Origin of the sequence: Nostoc sp. TCL240-02 (assembly GCF_013343235.1) — a bacterium.
Classification (GTDB): domain Bacteria; phylum Cyanobacteriota; class Cyanobacteriia; order Cyanobacteriales; family Nostocaceae; genus Nostoc.
Genome location: NZ_CP040094.1, coordinates 6,466,696 through 6,482,085 on the forward strand (window position 1 = coordinate 6,466,696; position 15,390 = coordinate 6,482,085).

Sequence of the window (15,390 nt, forward strand, 5' to 3'; positions counted from 1 at the left end):
ACTTTGATGATTATTATCAATAATGAGTTATACCAATGAAAATCAGAACTATCACAACGGGTATATCACTTCAATCTTTACAAGATCAGGAAACAATTAAGCAAGCTGCTGACTTTAATCAGCAAGCGCAGATTCTCTTTGAAAAACAAGGATATGAAGTACAAACAACTAGAATAGCCACTAATACCTGGGAAGAATATCTACAAGACTTATCAAAAATCGAAATTATCAATGAAATTAAAACTCTAGAACAACTTTGCCAAAGTCTGAATATCAGCTTTTTCAATATTGGTTATGCCAGCAAACCTGAAACCATAGATATCATTCCAGATATCAACAAAAATACATCGATTATTTATTGCTCTAGCAAAATTGGCGACAGTGAAACTGGCATCAATTTTGAGAATGCTAGGGAATCCGCTAAAGCTATTAAACGTATTTCCCAAGAAAGTGAAAATGGTTATGGTAATTTTCGTTTTTGTGCATGGGCAAACTGTCAGCCAGGTATCCCATTTTTTCCTACAGCCTACCATAGAGGCAATACATCTTTCGCTATAGGTTTAGAGTTAGGTGACTTGGTAATGCAAGCATTTTCACAAGCTAACAATATGATAACAGGAGAGCAAAACCTGCAATTACTTTTAGAATCTGAATTAAACCAAGTCGTGGTTATTGCCGAAAAAATATCTGATAGATTCGCCGTTACATATACAGGAATCGATACCTCTCTAGCCCCATCCTTGGATAAGAAAAACAGTATTGCTTTTGCTTATGAAAAATTGATTAATGGCAAGTTTGGACATTCTGGAACTCTCAGCATTTCTGGTATGCTGACTCGTGTATTGAAAAATGTATCAGTAAAAATCTGTGGTTACTCTGGGCTGATGCTTCCAGTTTGTGAAGATGTGGGACTAGCTACCAGAGCTAATGAGCAAACTTATGATATTACAAATTTATTATTATATTCAGCAGTTTGTGGTTGTGGACTGGATACAGTTCCGATTCCGGGTGATATAACGATAGAAAAAATTGCAGCTTTATTAATTGATATGGCAACTTTAGCCATCAAGTTAGATAAACCACTCTCAGCTAGATTATTTCCAATTCCAAACAAAAAAGCTGGGGAAATGACTACATTCAATTCCCCATATCTCGTAGATTGCAAAATATTTACATTGGACTAAAATTATTCCGAAAGCAAGCTAGGAGAAGTTAGTACAAAAACATCCCTACTTCCTTGAGCGTCATATTGTGGTTTTATGGGAGTGGTGAAGTGGAAAAAATCATGATCGTTAACTAATAAAAGTTCTCCCGGATTTAGAACTTTGCTAAATACAGGATTTTCTTTTTTGGCAGCATATAACTGTGTTTCTCCACCTTGAATATTATCTCTATCTACTGAAAATATGCCAATAAAATCAGTACCATCTTGATGGATACCTTCAGGTGCTGGATTACCCAAATTATCTAACGAACAAATAGTTCTAATTTGATGAACCCCAATTTCAGCTTCAGGATGAAGTTTACAAGAATCACTAAATGCTAAGACTAGATTTGTAAAAATATCAAGTTCTATGAGTCCATCATCTAATTCTGCGAACTCTCTTTTTATATCACCCACTAATGGATTATACTCTTTACTTTGAAAGAGATAGCCATGAGGTAATTTGATTAACCGATTTCCAGAAACTGTGAACCGAGATAATCTTCTGGAACGATAGTTGCCTTTGATGTAAGGATCAATAGGCATATTAATAAAAAATGGTTTGAAACCTTCTGGATTGATTGAATTTACTTTTCTTAGAGTAAACAGAAAAGCATATTCTAATTCCGTTCCTGTCTCCAATTTTTGCATAGGATTTACCTCCTTGCACGTTGAAATCTCCCGGATTTTTTATGGGAGGCTTATAATGCTTATTATATGCTACTTTTTATTACTATGTTGTCAATTTAACTACAAAAGTTGACAATCTATGATATGTAAAGTTGCTTGATTTCTGTCACAGGGTGAAGTTGCTGCTGCAAAGATTTACTGTTGAGAGTTAGGTGGGTAAGGAATCGACGTATATTTACTAGCAGCAACAAGGTTTTATAATGATGGATTGGCTTTACCGTTACCCGCCTTTGTATCCGGGTATTTTACTTAAGCGTTACAAGCGGTTTTTTGCTGACGTTCAACTTACTTCTGGCGAAATAGTCACAGCACACTGTCCTAATACAGGGCCAATGACTGGTGTATCAACTCCCGAAAGTGCTGTACAGCTTTCCAAAAGTGATAATCTTAACCGCAAATTGGCTTACACTTTAGAACTAATTCAAGTACATGACAATGAGCCAACTTGGGTAGGCATAAATACTTTTTTGCCCAATCGGGTGGTAAAATTAGCTTTGGCAAAATATCTTTTCCCAGAATTGGGTGAGTATAGTCAAATCAAGGGCGAAGTGGTTTATGGGCTAGATAAAAAAAGTCGAGTGGATTTTTTCTTGACGGGGAGTGATGAGGAACGCCCGATTTATTTAGAAGTGAAAAATACAACTTTGTCTGAGGGAAGATTAGCTTTATTTCCCGACACAGAAACTACAAGAGGACAAAAGCACTTGCGAGAACTAATGGCGTTGCTACCTCTAACTCGTGCGGTGATGCTTTACTTTATCAATCGCGGTGATTGTATAGAGTTTTCCCCTGGCGATCGCACAGATCCTGTCTATGGTAAATTATTAAGGGATGCGATCGCTCTTGGTTTAGAAGTCTTACCTTGCCGTTTTGATATTTCCCCCGAAGGTATCCGTTATTTGGGTTTGGCAAAACTAAAAATTTGATTACACTTAATTAAACAATAAATCCATCTAGAAAGGATCTAGATGGATTTATTGGTAGTTGCTGTTTACTAAAAAACATTCAACCAGATTTTAATCAAGAAACTACTATAGGTAGTCGCTACCTCAGAAACAGCATTCGCTATTCTGAAGTTTGCTTATGCAGGAATCAAAACTGTGTCAATTACGTGGATGACACCGTTATCAGCAGCAACATCTGCTGTTGCAACTTTTGCATCATTAATTTTAACGCCATTAGAAGCGTCAATTTTTACATCTGAACCTTCAACTGTTTTAGCTGTCTTCAGTTTAGCTACATCAGCAGCCAGTACTTTACCTGAGACAACATGATAGGTCAAGATTTTCTTTAGCTTTGGAATATCTTTCAGTAATGCGTCTACTGTACCTGCTGGAAGCTTGTTAAATGCTTCATCAGTGGGTGCGAAGACGGTGAATGGGCCATCACCTTTCAGTGTATCTACCAGACCAGCCGCTTGGATTGCTGCAACTAGTGTCTTGAAAGAACCATTGTTAGTGGCAGTGTCAATTATGTTGGCCATGTGTTTTACCTAGTTCTGTGTAACCTGTTACAAATCTAAACTATTTTTCCATAAAAGCTATCTATCGCTAGGCGTATGTCAAATCAATTTATTTATTGATAACATAAAAGTTTGCATATATTTTTATACACACAGAGAATTATATGTAGTTGATCTAGGTGGATGAGTTACAAGCACTCCTGGGTGCGTAGTTTACCGCCTTGGCATCGCTTCTCATTAGTATCATCTACCAATAAAGTTAGTTAAATATACACTTACAACTACTTTATTGGTAAAAATGTATTTTAGTAATGCCCGACTATTTTTACAATAAACCTATACTGGACAAGCAAATCAGGAGTTTTTAAAATTTACCTGCACTTGCTTTAGCTTTTTGTCAGGATTTATTGACCAAAAATGTTGGTAATAATTCTGTTTAACTGATATTATTTCATCACTAAATACATTTCACTTTCTGTTTGTGTAATTCTACTTGGAAATAATAACGGCTCATCATACCAATGCTTTTAGCAGTTGCGAGACCGTTTATTTCCAGGATTTTTAGTGCGTAGGAATTACGCCAAAACTCTCTCTAAATGAGATTTATCAATATCTTCTGCATTCTGTGTAGTTGGTTTTTCTGTTGCCTGTGCGTAAGTCAGGTATGTCAAAAATGAGATTTTTAGGTAATATTTTCCCCAAACTATAACTTTCATGAACAGAAGAAGACTTATCGCTTGGATTGCTACAGCAGTTACCAGCATGATGCTGGTAATAGGCTCCCAGTTTATCAATTTATCACCAGCAAACTCTGCAACTACCCTTAGAGTGTTTGCGGCTGTCAGCTTGACAAACGCACTTAATGATATAAAGACTCAGTACCAAAGCGCTAACCCAAGTGTCAGCATTGTTTATACTTTTGGTGCTTCTGGCACCTTACTTAGCCAAATACAAGCAGGAGCAGCAGCAGATATTTTCATTTCTGCGGCCACTGATCAAATAGATGTCTTGCAAAATGCAACTCCCAGTAAATTAGTTGCAGGTAGCCGTAAGAACATTGTTAAAAACCGTCTAGTTTTGATTGCTCCTACGACACCTCCTGTTAGTGCTGGTAGTGCTGCTCTAACTAGCTTCAATGGTTTGACCAACACCAACATTACTGGTATTGCCATAGGTGATTACACAGGTACTCCGCCAGTTGTACCAGCAGGAAATTATGCCAAACAAGTTCTTACTAGCCGAGGTATTTTCACTACTGTTAGTCCTAAAACATACCTCGCTAGCAATGTGCGTAATGTCTTAACTGCTGTTGAAAATAAAACTCTTGTAGTTGGAGGCGTAAATAAAACTATCGATGCAGGTGCCGTTTACAAAACTGATGCTGCAATTTCTACCAAGGTAAGAGTCGTAGAAACGGCCCTAACAACAGAGAGCGATCCAATTGTCTATCCACTGGGGATACTGGCCAACACTACAGTTTTATCGACAGCACAGAGTTTTTCTACCTACTTAAGTGGTACTACTGCCCAGAATATTTTCAAAAATACTTACGGGTTTATCTTGCCTTAATCACCACAAAGTAAATCAATCAAATACTCGCTGTCGTGAATTCTAAACTATTTGGAGTTATGTCTCGTGAAGTTCACTAAAAAACTCTCAATTATTTTTTGTAGTTTGACCACTGCTCTCCTTCATACTGCTGTGATTACCAATACTTATAAGTCAGCAGCACAAGCAGAAGGAGCAGAACTGATTACCAACGGGGGATTTGAAAATGACGGACTTGTAGATCCTAATAATCCCAACGCTACAAATCCTAATCTTACAGGATGGGTTAAAACTGGCGATCCGATAGATACATCAGGTACTAGAATTGACAATTTTTCTAACACTGGTAATCAAGGTTTATCGCTTGGTGGATTTTCAGCCATTAGCTACATATCACAGACTATCCCTACAGTTGTCGATCAATACTACAAACTTACTTACTATTTCGCATCTACAGAGGAGGCACCTGACCTAAAGAATAAATTTAAGGTTTTTGTAGGTGGAAAGAAAGTTTGTAAGAAAAAGGATACTTCTTACCAACCTTACACACAATACACGTTTTATTTTAAAGCTAAAGCAACATCCACCGAGATCAAGTTTGGTTCCAGAGCCAAGTATGCATTTTTATATTTGGATGATGTGAGTGTCAAATCTACAGATCAACAAGGGGAAAACTCTCAGTGCGATCAGATAGATGATGGGGATGAATAAACCACAGCTTGCAAGCCAACCCTCATTCTCTTAAAATCCCAAGCGATATCTGGCTCTATGGTGTTGAGAATGCCACTTAAATTCATCTGATTAAAAAACTCCATAATCGGTTTATGGAAAGATGATCTATGGTGAATAGCTAACTCTTATCAACCTGAATAAAGTGTTTATTTTTATTTACACCAATTAGAGCCAGCATAGATGTAACTATCAACTTGTTTTAACTGTCGTAAATTGTAATTATTTGGAGTTAAATTTCATGAAGTTAACTAAAAAACTCTCAATTATTGTTTTTAGTTTTACCACTACCTTAATTAGCACTGCTGTGATTACCAATACTTCTAATACAGCAGCACAAGCGGCGGAACTTGTTAGAAATGGAAGCTTTGAACTTGATCCTCTCGTAGATCCTAACAATCCCAACATTACAAATCCTAATGTTACAGACTGGATTAAATCTGGCGATCCGATCGATACATCAGGGATTAGAATTAACAATTTTCCTCAGTATGAGAGTGGTAATCAAGGTTTATCAATTGGTTCGTTTGTAAATCCTGCTTACATATCCCAAAATTTAGCTACGACTATCGGTAGTAACTATAATCTCAGTTTCTTTTTAGGAACAGACGAAGATAGCAGTCAAGTTGATAATATATTTCAGGCATTTGTCGATGGAAATAAAGTCTTTGATAAAATAAATACTATAAATGTTGCTGGATCTCCTTTCACACAATATGACTTGAATTTTTTAGCAACAAAATCATCTACAGAGTTAAAGTTGGGTGGTAGAGCTAGCTATGGTTTTTTATACTTGGATAATGTGAGTGTAGAACCTCTGGCTGTACCTGAGCCATCAAGTATTGGAGGAATAGCAATTGCTGGCTTGTTGGGAATATGGCTGAATAAAAAGAAGACTATTAGCTTGAAAGAATAGCCTTTTTTGTCACTTTCGGAAAACAAAAGAGCGATCGCTATACAATCTTAATCGGGTGTTGCACAACAAGGTATGAATAAGCTGATATAGCCGCTTTCAACCAAAATAACTGGGTTGGTTTCCAGGTTTCCATTTAATATTGCAACCAACACTCGGCTTTTGGTCGCTTGTAACAGGTTTGCCTGCCAGCACTGCTTCAATGGCTGCGCGTAAATCTGCGCCTGTTACAGGTTTACCATTACTAGGACGGCTATCATCTAATTGTCCCCGATAAACAAGTTTGCGTTGCTCGTCAAATACAAAAAAATCAGGTGTACAAGCTGCTGTGTAAGCTTTTGCCGTCTCCTGACTCTCGTCGTAGCATAAGGTAAAATTAAACCCTTGTTCTGTGGCAAATGCTTGTAACGACTCTGGCACATCATCTGGGTAATTCTTAGCATCGTTAGCACTGATGGCAACGATCGCTAAATCACTTGTAAAATAATCTTTTCCTAACTGCACTAATTCTTGTTGGATGTGCTTTACAAATGGGCAATGCCGACAAATAAACATCACCAACAGCGCTTTTTTATCTGCAAAGGTAGAAAGTGAAGTTGCCTTTCCAGATACCACTTCAGGTAGATTAAAATTTGGTGCTTTTGTGCCCAGTGGCAACATCGTTGAAGCAGTTAAAGCCATAGTTCACCTAATATTTTTACGCTAATAAGGGCTTTTGCTATCAGTATATTTTCACTCTAGCACTAAGCTTTCCATAAAAGAAGAGACGGTAAATCTACCGTCTCTTCTTTTATTGAGAATTACTTTATAAAAAATTAGTTTTTACAGATTTGCCAAAACACCAACAATACCGTGTCCAGTGAATACTTCTAATGCTATCAGAGAAACAAAACCAATCATTGCTAAACGACCGTTGAGCATTTCTGCATAAGGAGTGAAACCAGTGCGATCGCCTTGCTCATCTATATAAACTTTTGGCTCGATCGCAAAGTTGTTCAGTTTGCCTTGGTCATCAATTATAGCAGTGCTTGTACGCATGGATTTTCCCCTGTTTTCTCTTTATGTAAACAACTGTAACAAAGATATTAATTTTTGTAAAGTAAAAGTATCTTAATCCCCTTAAGTAGAAGTCCAAGGCAGAGATATGATAATGGATCGAGTTCAAAGCCATGTCTAACGAACAGGCTCCGCTTCTTCTGCATAAGCACTTTCAGTCACAAATCCACTCCCAAAACTAATGCATCGATTTCGAGTAGAGGTTATTGCCAAAACGCCAAACCCGCAGCAGGTGATTTATGCCGCGATGCACCAGGACTATACCGATGGGTTCGTGTTTGATGAGCGCGACTCCTGGCCGTCGGAGTCACAAAGCGGTGAAGTTATTGTTAAGCGACTTTTAGCAGGTGAGAGGGGACACTATGGCCCTCTAGAGCATCCTCAGATTGTTTTCAACTGTGGTTACTTTCCCCACAGTGTTATGCAGCAGGCTCGTACTCATCGTGTTGGAGTATCATTTGATGTTCAGTCTTTTAGATACACAGGCAACCAATTTATTGATGTACTAGAAGGCAAGAAAGATATAGAAGATGTTTTTTACCTACGCCCTGTTGGTTATTACACTGATAGACAAGGCAAAAAATACCATTATTCACCAGAGCAACGAGCAGCAGATTTAGAGTGGTGTCTGGAAGCAGCTAAACGATATCAAGCTGATTTTGAGGCTGGAATGTCTGAAGAACACGCAAGAGGTAAAGTGCCTTTTGATTATCGCCAGCATTTTGTAGTTAGTTTCAATTTAAGGTCTTTCTTGCATTTTTGTGACCTAAGAAATAAGAAAGATGCTCAACTTGAAATTCAAAAGTTGTGTGAAATGATGTGGCCTCATTTTGAAGATTGGGCACCTGCGATCGCACAATGGTACGAAAAACAGCGTCTGGGCAAAGCCAGACTTGCACCATAATCATATTTTGGGGCTGGATTGAGAATGTTCCACTTGGATTGATTGAGCTACCACGTTCTGGCTCAAAGGGATTATCCAAACAGCCACCAAAAAATCATAAATAAAAAATTAGTAAAATGTTTTCATGCGTCGAGACTCAATATTTTACAAACTTTTTCAACAGTCTCCAACTTTGCTATTTGAACTGTTGACAAATCCTCCAACTAATGCAGATAGCTATCGTTTTGATTCAGTCGCAGTCAAAGAACCAAAATTTGAAATTGATGGGGTATTTCTACCGCCTGAAAGCGATGGCGTTGGAGTTGTATATTTTTGCGAGGTTCAGTTCCAGAAAAATGAACAACTTTATGAAAGAGTATGGGCTGAATCTTCGTTATATTTCTACCACAACCGTGCCAGATTTAGCGACTGGCAAGCAGTGATAATTTACCCGTCGTAATTTACCCGTCGTGCAGTATCGAACAAAGCGATATTCATCCTCATCGTTCATTGCTGAACGGTGAACAAATACATCGGGTGTATTTAGATGAATTAGGGGATATTCGTCAATTACCTATATGGGTAGCGTTGATGGTATTAACTACAGTGGATGAAGAACAAGCACCAGAAGAAGCAAGGTATTTGTTAACAAGAACTGCTCAAGAAGTGCTATTACCATCGAGTCGCGCCATAATTGAATTAATAACGACGATCATGGTGTACAGATTTGAACAATTAACTCAAGCGGAGGTAGAGTCTATGCTAGGAATCACGCTAAAGGAAACGCGAGTTTACCGAGAAATTAAGGAAGAAGGACGTGAAGAAGGACGTGAGGAAGCAACTGCTAATCTTATTCTCCGGCAATTAACTAAGCGATTTGGGGAACTTTCTGAAGAAATACGCTCCTCAATTTCTGGTTTACCTTTGCCTGTTCTGGAAGATTTGAGTGAAGCACTGTTAGATTTTGCTAGTTTGGCCGATTTACAGGTTTGGCTAGAAGCGCGACGAAGGTTTAAACTATCTAATCCAGACTTTTGCAGGACGATGGATATTCAAAAAGTTCTATGCGATCGCCGAATTATTTCCTCTGATCCAGATATTGTGAGTGGTATTCCTGTGTTTGTTGGAACGCGAGTTCCATTGCAAACTTTTTTTGACTATCTAGAAGGTGAAGCAGGTTTAACCGACTTCTTGGAAGATTTTCCACATTTGCAAACTCAGGTGTTGCAAGTTTTGGAGGTGATTGCAAAAGCAATGCTGAATCAGGAGCAAATTATTTATGCTCATCCTGCTTGATGAAAATCTCCTGAGCCAGAAGTTGAAGAAGCCGTTCATAGATGCTGGGCATATAGTACAAAATTAGTACATTGAACTTGTAGGAATCCTCATCAAACAAATAACCTAGTACCAATTTAGATTTAGTGATAAAATGGAAGATTGTTAATTTTTTATTTTAGCCAATCATGACAGCAACGGGTAAGGCAACCCAATTCGAGTACAAAGCACTGCACAAGCCCAACCAGCTTATTTATGGTCTAGGTCAGACGGCAGTGATTACAGGATGGACAGTAAAGCAGGCGATCGCTAAACACTTGCAACCCGAAGATTATGCTGTAATTGGGCAACTATACTCGCCCACAAGAGGGATAAACTTACTGATTCGCAATTTGCTATTTAATCCCCACGTCCGCTTTTTGGTTGTTCTCAATGCCACAAGGGAAGATAATAACGCGGGTGCGTGTCAGTGCTTGCTGGACTTTTTCCGTAATGGTTTTGAAGAAGGTGTTTGTGATACTGGGTTGCGTTGCTGGATAATTCGCTCCCCTATCCCTGGATATATTGATCTTGAAGTGGAAGCTAGTGATTTAGAACACTTGCGGCATTCTGTAGATTGCAAAGAAGCCAAATCAATTGTTGAGGCAGTTAGTCTAGTTAAATCTTATGACCAATTAGAGGAACTTTCTCCTTGGGGTTCGCGGTTAGAATTTCCCATGTCTATTGTTGAACCAAGTGTTTTACCAGGGCCACGCTACGGACATCGAATAGAAGGTAAGACTATAGCCGAAACTTGGGTAAAAATCATTCATCGGATTAAGACAACAGGAACAATTAGACCAACTGGCTATGATGGGCAATGGCAAGAATTAATTGATTTAATGGCAATTGTTACTGATGAGCCTCCTAAATTCTACTTTCCTGAGCCTAATTATTTGCCAGTTGACCCTCCTTTTCTTGAAGAATATACTTCACAGATTTTAGATGATGCACCCTATCGAGAAGGGTTGAAATATACGTATGGTCAACGTTTGCGTTCCTGGTTTAAGGATGATCAAATTGACCAGGTAATTAAGAAGTTAATTGGAGAAATTGATGCTGCTAGTGCAGTTATGAATTTATGGGATGTAAAAGACCATGAAAAAGGTGGTAGCCCTTGTCTAAATCATATTTGGTTGAGAGTGGTTGATAATGAATTATCCCTAACTGCAACTTTTAGAAGTAATGATATGTTTGCCGCCTGGCCTGCAAATGCAATGGGATTGAGGGCTTTGCAACAACATATTAGGGATGAAATTGCTCAACGTTCTGAGTATGACTTGAAAATGGGGCCACTCATAACTATTAGTCAGTCTGCTCATATATATGATGATACTTGGGACAATGCAGAGAGGCTAATTGCAAATCAATACGCTGCAATTTTTAATCAGCGTAGCTATTATGACCCCTCCGGCAATTTCCTAATTGAGGTTGATGGCAAAGAGATATTCGTTACCCACACAACTCCTGGTAGTGGTGAGGTGATTAAGTCTTATCGTGGTAAAAAGCCCCTTAGCTTATTAAGAGAGATTTGTGCTACCTCTCCAGCAATTCAGCCTGAACATACTGGTTATTTAGGTATCGAACTGCAAAAGGCTAGTAACTGTATTAAAAGTGGCAAGGCTTATATTCAGGATCAGTAAATTTAAAAACTGTAATTCATATAAATAACTAGCAATGCTAGTGTGGATATCGCTGTGATAAATGTATAAATTAATTTGCAACACGCCAGAATATAACTTAAAATACGTATGATAAAAGTAGTCTTTTCATCAAGACAGTCAGAGCGTCCTATTTAGCTACTGACACGATGTGCTTGACTTTATAACTACATCGGATGCCTTTGTGGAAAATTCTGGTGGTCTGTGGAATTAGGGAGTATTTAGATGTCAGTCTTGAGTTATCAGGATATTATTAGGGAACTTGGTAGAGGTATACTATTTCATCCTCTTAAGCCAGATAGTGTAAAGGCTTGTGATTTATGTCTAACTGCTAGTGAGTATGCTTATGCCATTGGACAGCAGAAACGTTTAACTATTGAGACGGAATCTAACCAAGACCAGCCGGGTAAGGAAAAGAAGTTTTTCTACATACCACCAAGAGATACAGCCCTAGTGTGGACTGATGAATCAGTTTGGCTCAGTAATCGATTTAGAGGGCCACTTTATTCTGTAGTTGAACCAGTATCAGAGGGTTTAGGACACATTGGAACCAGAGTCAATCCTTGTTGGACAGGTGTTCTTTGTATAGCACTTCATAATGTTTCAGATAAAGCAATACGAATTAATGTGAGAGATGTTAAGCGACCAATTGCTTATTTAGCTATTGAAAAATTAAGTTCCAAGTCTTCAAGTAATCGCAACTCTGATAGCTCTGCAAGACTTGATCTTCTTCGTGGACGACCTAATCGCCACGAAATAGATGATTTTTTTAATCAAAAAGAACTTCGTTGGATGAAAGATGATAAGGATTTACTAAAAAAACTGATGATAGAGTCAGATGAGTATAAAAACCTTCAAAGAGGTGTTCAAGACATATTCTTAAATCTTTTAGGTTCAAATGAACAGGTTAGATGGACAGCAATCAGTGCAATTATATCCTTATTAGCAGTAATTATTGCAGGCATTGCGTTGTTTAAACCTTCCCCTTCATCTACCCCAAGTCCAACTAAGACTCCCACTCCTCAGATACAAGCAAACCCGAAGAAAACAGTAAATCCAACCTTAAATAAGTAAGAAAATCTATTTGGATTGGAGGAGATATTTGTATCTTGAACTAATGTCTTTTATAAGAGAATGAATTGTTTGGGTATTGAATATTCAAGTGAATGTAAATTCTAGTTTAAGATAAATATTAAAAATGTCCAATATATATATCTCTGGTGCATTAACTGATGTAATAAATCCGGTAGAATGCAAAGCACTTTATGAGAAAATTGGCTTACTTTGCGAAGAAATTGGTCTTCAAGCCTATGTTCCACACAAACAAACTGATCCCGTAAATAATCCCGATATTAGTCCTCGTGAAGTTTTCGACCAAGATAAGTATCAGGTAAGCAATTCAGACTTAGTTATTGCTTACCTTGGCTCATTATCCTTTGGTGTTGGAATGGAATTAGCTTTTGCAGAGACAAACAATATTCCTATTATTCTTCTATACGAAACAGGTAAAAAAATATCAAGATTTCCACGCGGTATTCCCACTGTGATTGCGGAAATACAGTTTCACGATCATGAAGATGCTTTGAATCAGCTTAAAAAAGTTTTGGCGAAGTGGAACCCAGAGCATCCACAATTTCCGTTGTCAGCAAGGCAGTAGAATAAAGTTTGAAATTGACAAATTATGCAAGATATTTCCCAAATCGACGAACGCCATCAAAGACCAACATGGGATGAATACTTTCTGATGTTGGCTAAACTTGCAGCAACTCGTTCAACGTGTTTAGCCTTTCCCGTGGGTGCTGTGATTGTGAAAAACAAGCAGGTAGTGGCAACAGGTTACAATGGCTCACCATCGGATTCGGCACATTGTACGGCTCAGGGCTACTGTTATCCAGGATTGAGTAGCTGTGATGCTAGTAGAACTTTACCATCAAGGGCTGTACACGCGGAAGCAAATGCGATCGCACAAGCAGCAAAGCATGGGACTTCTACAGATGGTGCAAGTATTTATGTCACTTTAGAACCTTGTCTGTCTTGTTTAAAGTTAATTATCTCCGCAGGAATTAAGGAAGTGTTTTATGAAACCTCTTTCAACAGTGGGGAGAAGGTCTTGGTGAGAGATTCTTTTGTCAATGAAGGCTTAGTCGCTTTTAAACAGATTCAGTTATCTGAAGTAACAGCACAACAAGCTGCTCAATTTCTCCTCAATCCGACATCTGTGGCTAGAACAGTAAGGTGTGTTCAGGAACTTTAACACACCCTCTAATTGAAGATTATTAAATCCACAATTTCAAATCCTGAGATTCTTTAAGGCCGATAACTCCGACGGATTTCTGTAATTTGATCTGCTACATCCAGGAGAGATTTGGGCATTTCTGGCCCTGTGAGAATGATATCGACGTGAGGAGGGCGTTTTGCCAGAAACGCTAAAACTTCCGTTTCAGGAATTAAACCAAAGTTAATCGCTAAACTTAACTCATCTAAGACCACGAGAGAATACTTGCTTTCACACACTACTTGTTGTGTATATTGCCACAGTTTTTGTAAGGCTTGATTTTCCGTATCATCTAAATGTGGTGTATCGATACAACGAGGCAAATCACAGCGAATCCAATCTAAATTTTGTCCTAATTGTATGGGTCGATCGTGTCCTTGACGAATACCTCCTTTGAGGAACTGCACGATTAATACTGGCGTTCCTTGTCCAGCTATTCTCAGTGATTGAGCTATTACGCTCGTAAAAAAATTACGATGGGAAGTAGTGAAAACTTGCACTAGTCCTTCAACTGGATATGGCAAGGTAAGGGTTGAATTGATGCTTTGAGTTTCTAGCTGGGCAACCATAGAGTTAAGTTCAAAAAGATACAATAATTAAGTTTTTTTGCTGACAGTAATAAGTACAAATATACCTGTACAATCAATCTATTTTTCACAGGTATGGTGGATTTGATAAATTGCATTCTTAGTCAAACACTACGTTTGTGTGCAAGTCAAGAGTTGTTTTGATTTAAATTTACGTCTTTTCCCTGTAAATACTTGTAAAAGTTAAAACATAAGAGTTACAGTTCCAATTATTTAAGAAGGCTGGGTATAACGTCTGAAAATCCCTAAATGTTAGATTTGTCGGTTGTTTGGGCAAAACAGACTTAGCAAGTAGTGAATTTGACAGCATGAGGAGTGAATTGTTGTGAGATTGGTGATTCTGGGAGGTTCAGGATCGGGGAAAAGCACTCAAGCGCAAAGGCTTGGCAGATACTTTGATATTCCTCTGATTTCTACAGGTGAGATTTTACGGGAAGCAATATCTGGCTCTCAGCCCCTGCCGGAATTTCGATGGTCGGAAGCCGATCCCCGGACTTCTCTTTCGGTTTACGCTAGTCTAAATGAACTAGGTTATCATGCACTGCCCTACATACAAAAAGGGGAGTTAGTTCCAGACGAAATGATCGTTGATTTGATCAGAGTTCGCCTCAGACAACCAGATATTAACTGCGATTGGGTGTTAGAGGGTTATCCTCGTACTGCCTTCCAAGCTGAGGAATTAGATTTTTTATTGGATGATTTAGGGCAAAAGCTAGATTGGGCAATTTATCTCCAAGTTCCAGAAGCAGTGATGGTTAGTCGATCCTTAGGGCGATCGCTACCAGATGACCAACCCGAAATCGTGCAGCGCCGTGTAGAATTATTCTACGATCGCACCATTCCAATCCTAGAATATTACGACCGTCGTCGCTGCCTATTGACCATCAACGGCGACCAATCACCAGAAATGGTGCAGCAAAATATTTTGACTCTACTTTCAGTTCCTTAGAAGAGTGCTGAGTTCTGAGTGGGGGAGTTAGGAGTTAAGAAGAATTCTTCCCCATGCCCTATGCCCTATGCCCAATCCCCACTGACAACACTAAGGTAATCTTAAGGCAGTATTGTAAA

Annotated in this window: 17 protein-coding genes and 2 pseudogenes; 13 read left to right on the forward strand and 6 right to left on the reverse strand. The window is 38.5% G+C overall.

Annotation, left to right across the window (positions count from 1 at the left end):
• The first annotated feature begins 35 nt into the window (after positions 1-35).
• A complete protein-coding gene (locus FBB35_RS27550; RefSeq protein ID WP_174712293.1) occupies positions 36-1,184 on the forward strand; it encodes a DUF711 family protein in 1,149 nt (382 codons plus the stop codon).
• Positions 1,185-1,186: 2 nt separating this feature from the next.
• Here FBB35_RS27550 and FBB35_RS27555 read toward each other — a convergent pair whose 3' ends face one another.
• Positions 1,187-1,855, reverse strand: a complete 669-nt coding sequence (locus tag FBB35_RS27555) for a 2OG-Fe dioxygenase family protein (protein ID WP_174712294.1) — start codon at positions 1,853-1,855, stop codon at positions 1,187-1,189.
• A 239-nt stretch (positions 1,856-2,094) separates the two neighbouring features.
• Here FBB35_RS27555 and sfsA point away from each other — a divergent pair, with 239 nt between their 5' ends.
• Positions 2,095-2,820 carry a DNA/RNA nuclease SfsA gene (gene sfsA, locus FBB35_RS27560; protein ID WP_174712295.1) on the forward strand — a complete coding sequence of 242 codons (726 nt, stop codon included), beginning with the start codon at positions 2,095-2,097 and terminating at the stop codon, positions 2,818-2,820.
• A 155-nt stretch (positions 2,821-2,975) separates the two neighbouring features.
• On the opposite strand, the gene FBB35_RS27565 is transcribed toward sfsA, so the two are convergent.
• Both FBB35_RS27565 and FBB35_RS27570 read right to left on the reverse strand, forming a co-directional pair.
• Entirely contained in the window at positions 2,976-3,377 is a 402-nt protein-coding gene (locus FBB35_RS27565) for a fasciclin domain-containing protein (RefSeq protein ID WP_114083007.1), read from the reverse strand.
• Positions 3,378-3,931: 554 nt separating this feature from the next.
• Entirely contained in the window at positions 3,932-4,072 is a 141-nt protein-coding gene (locus tag FBB35_RS27570; RefSeq protein ID WP_174712296.1) for a hypothetical protein, read from the reverse strand.
• Between FBB35_RS27570 and modA the strand changes: the two genes are divergently transcribed.
• The 3 genes from modA (at position 4,071) to FBB35_RS27585 (ending at position 6,549) form a co-directional block, all read left to right on the forward strand.
• Positions 4,071-4,925 carry a molybdate ABC transporter substrate-binding protein gene (modA, locus tag FBB35_RS27575; protein ID WP_174712297.1) on the forward strand — a complete coding sequence of 285 codons (855 nt, stop codon included), beginning with the start codon at positions 4,071-4,073 and terminating at the stop codon, positions 4,923-4,925. The genes FBB35_RS27570 and modA overlap by 2 nt on opposite strands.
• A gap of 105 nt (positions 4,926-5,030) precedes the next feature.
• Positions 5,031-5,615, forward strand: a complete 585-nt coding sequence (locus FBB35_RS27580; RefSeq protein ID WP_174712298.1) for a DUF642 domain-containing protein — start codon at positions 5,031-5,033, stop codon at positions 5,613-5,615.
• Positions 5,616-5,874: 259 nt separating this feature from the next.
• Positions 5,875-6,549: a PEP-CTERM sorting domain-containing protein gene (locus FBB35_RS27585; RefSeq protein ID WP_174712299.1), complete on the forward strand. Its 675-nt coding sequence runs from the start codon at positions 5,875-5,877 to the stop codon at positions 6,547-6,549.
• 96 nt (positions 6,550-6,645) lie between these two features.
• On the opposite strand, the gene FBB35_RS27590 is transcribed toward FBB35_RS27585, so the two are convergent.
• Both FBB35_RS27590 and FBB35_RS27595 read right to left on the reverse strand, forming a co-directional pair.
• The gene (locus FBB35_RS27590; protein ID WP_174712300.1) at positions 6,646-7,227 is read right to left on the reverse strand and encodes a thioredoxin family protein; all 582 of its coding nucleotides are present in this window, start codon (positions 7,225-7,227) and stop codon (positions 6,646-6,648) included.
• 141 nt (positions 7,228-7,368) lie between these two features.
• A complete protein-coding gene (locus FBB35_RS27595; protein ID WP_114083012.1) occupies positions 7,369-7,584 on the reverse strand; it encodes a chlorophyll a/b-binding protein in 216 nt (71 codons plus the stop codon).
• A 199-nt stretch (positions 7,585-7,783) separates the two neighbouring features.
• Between FBB35_RS27595 and thyX the strand changes: the two genes are divergently transcribed.
• The 7 genes and pseudogenes from thyX (at position 7,784) to FBB35_RS27630 (ending at position 13,714) form a co-directional block, all read left to right on the forward strand.
• Complete coding sequence (gene thyX, locus FBB35_RS27600) at positions 7,784-8,506, forward strand: FAD-dependent thymidylate synthase (RefSeq protein WP_163936187.1); 723 nt, start codon at positions 7,784-7,786, stop codon at positions 8,504-8,506.
• Positions 8,507-8,630: 124 nt separating this feature from the next.
• A pseudogene (locus FBB35_RS27605) lies at positions 8,631-9,490 on the forward strand (Rpn family recombination-promoting nuclease/putative transposase); the annotation flags it as partial.
• An 87-nt stretch (positions 9,491-9,577) separates the two neighbouring features.
• Positions 9,578-9,781 (forward strand): annotated as a pseudogene (locus FBB35_RS27610) (DUF433 domain-containing protein); the annotation flags it as partial.
• Between the two features lie 167 nt (positions 9,782-9,948).
• Positions 9,949-11,442: a thymidylate synthase gene (locus FBB35_RS27615; RefSeq protein WP_174712301.1), complete on the forward strand. Its 1,494-nt coding sequence runs from the start codon at positions 9,949-9,951 to the stop codon at positions 11,440-11,442.
• Positions 11,443-11,685: 243 nt separating this feature from the next.
• Entirely contained in the window at positions 11,686-12,534 is an 849-nt protein-coding gene (locus tag FBB35_RS27620; protein WP_174712302.1) for a hypothetical protein, read from the forward strand.
• Between the two features lie 124 nt (positions 12,535-12,658).
• On the forward strand, positions 12,659-13,117 hold the full coding sequence (locus tag FBB35_RS27625) for a nucleoside 2-deoxyribosyltransferase (protein WP_174712303.1): 459 nt from the start codon (positions 12,659-12,661) through the stop codon (positions 13,115-13,117).
• 24 nt (positions 13,118-13,141) lie between these two features.
• Positions 13,142-13,714, forward strand: a complete 573-nt coding sequence (locus tag FBB35_RS27630) for a dCMP deaminase family protein (RefSeq protein ID WP_174712304.1) — start codon at positions 13,142-13,144, stop codon at positions 13,712-13,714.
• 53 nt (positions 13,715-13,767) lie between these two features.
• On the opposite strand, the gene FBB35_RS27635 is transcribed toward FBB35_RS27630, so the two are convergent.
• A complete protein-coding gene (locus FBB35_RS27635; protein ID WP_174712305.1) occupies positions 13,768-14,304 on the reverse strand; it encodes a P-loop NTPase family protein in 537 nt (178 codons plus the stop codon).
• 343 nt (positions 14,305-14,647) lie between these two features.
• Between FBB35_RS27635 and FBB35_RS27640 the strand changes: the two genes are divergently transcribed.
• Positions 14,648-15,271, forward strand: a complete 624-nt coding sequence (locus FBB35_RS27640; RefSeq protein ID WP_174712306.1) for a nucleoside monophosphate kinase — start codon at positions 14,648-14,650, stop codon at positions 15,269-15,271.
• Positions 15,272-15,390: the final 119 nt, after the last annotated feature.

Bases quoted from the DNA above. Each gene is read 5' to 3' on its own strand.
- FBB35_RS27625 (WP_174712303.1), top strand. From the start codon at position 12,659: ATGTCCAATATATATATCTCTGGTGCATTAACTGATGTAATAAATCCG.
- FBB35_RS27595 (WP_114083012.1), bottom strand. From the start codon at position 7,584: ATGCGTACAAGCACTGCTATAATTGATGACCAAGGCAAACTGAACAAC.
- sfsA (WP_174712295.1), top strand. From the start codon at position 2,095: ATGATGGATTGGCTTTACCGTTACCCGCCTTTGTATCCGGGTATTTTA.
- thyX (WP_163936187.1), top strand. From the start codon at position 7,784: ATGCATCGATTTCGAGTAGAGGTTATTGCCAAAACGCCAAACCCGCAG.
- modA (WP_174712297.1), top strand. From the start codon at position 4,071: ATGAACAGAAGAAGACTTATCGCTTGGATTGCTACAGCAGTTACCAGC.
- FBB35_RS27555 (WP_174712294.1), bottom strand. From the start codon at position 1,855: ATGCAAAAATTGGAGACAGGAACGGAATTAGAATATGCTTTTCTGTTT.
- FBB35_RS27615 (WP_174712301.1), top strand. From the start codon at position 9,949: ATGACAGCAACGGGTAAGGCAACCCAATTCGAGTACAAAGCACTGCAC.
- FBB35_RS27635 (WP_174712305.1), bottom strand. From the start codon at position 14,304: ATGGTTGCCCAGCTAGAAACTCAAAGCATCAATTCAACCCTTACCTTG.
- FBB35_RS27585 (WP_174712299.1), top strand. From the start codon at position 5,875: ATGAAGTTAACTAAAAAACTCTCAATTATTGTTTTTAGTTTTACCACT.
- FBB35_RS27570 (WP_174712296.1), bottom strand. From the start codon at position 4,072: ATGAAAGTTATAGTTTGGGGAAAATATTACCTAAAAATCTCATTTTTG.
- FBB35_RS27630 (WP_174712304.1), top strand. From the start codon at position 13,142: ATGCAAGATATTTCCCAAATCGACGAACGCCATCAAAGACCAACATGG.
- FBB35_RS27565 (WP_114083007.1), bottom strand. From the start codon at position 3,377: ATGGCCAACATAATTGACACTGCCACTAACAATGGTTCTTTCAAGACA.
- FBB35_RS27590 (WP_174712300.1), bottom strand. From the start codon at position 7,227: ATGGCTTTAACTGCTTCAACGATGTTGCCACTGGGCACAAAAGCACCA.
- FBB35_RS27550 (WP_174712293.1), top strand. From the start codon at position 36: ATGAAAATCAGAACTATCACAACGGGTATATCACTTCAATCTTTACAA.
- FBB35_RS27620 (WP_174712302.1), top strand. From the start codon at position 11,686: ATGTCAGTCTTGAGTTATCAGGATATTATTAGGGAACTTGGTAGAGGT.